We start from the raw sequence: 613 nt of genomic DNA on the forward strand, positions 1-613 counted from the left end.
CCGGAGATGTCTGAATGGGGGAACCCAGCCATCACAAGATGGTTATCTTACACTGAATACATAGGTGTAAGAGGCGAACCAGGGGAACTGAAACATCTAAGTACCCTGAGGAAAAGAAATCAACCGAGATTCCCTTAGTAGTGGCGAGCGAACGGGGACCAGCCCTTAAGTTGTATTGAGATTAGCGGAACGCTCTGGAAAGTGCGGCCATAGTGGGTGATAGCCCTGTACGCGAAAATCCCTTTGCAATGAAATCGAGTAGGACGGGGCACGAGAAACCTTGTCTGAATATGGGGGGACCATCCTCCAAGGCTAAATACTACTGACTGACCGATAGTGAACCAGTACCGTGAGGGAAAGGCGAAAAGAACCGCGGAGAGCGGAGTGAAATAGATCCTGAAACCGTATGCGTACAAGCAGTGGGAGCCCACTTTGTTGGGTGACTGCGTACCTTTTGTATAATGGGTCAGCGACTTATTTTCAGTGGCGAGCTTAACCGAATAGGGGAAGCTCGCCACTGAAACCGTATGCGTACAAGCAGTGGGAGCCCACTTTGTTGGGTGACTGCGTACCTTTTGTATAATGGGTCAGCGACTTATTTTCAGAGAGCAGA

1 rRNA gene is annotated in these 613 nt (G+C 49.8%); it reads left to right on the forward strand.

Features of this window, described 5'->3' with window-relative positions:
- Window positions 1-613: ribosomal RNA gene (locus tag GUI70_RS22570) — 23S ribosomal RNA — on the forward strand; the annotation flags it as partial.

It is taken from the genome of Deinococcus alpinitundrae (assembly GCF_009982895.1).
GTDB classification, from domain to species: domain Bacteria; phylum Deinococcota; class Deinococci; order Deinococcales; family Deinococcaceae; genus Deinococcus; species Deinococcus alpinitundrae.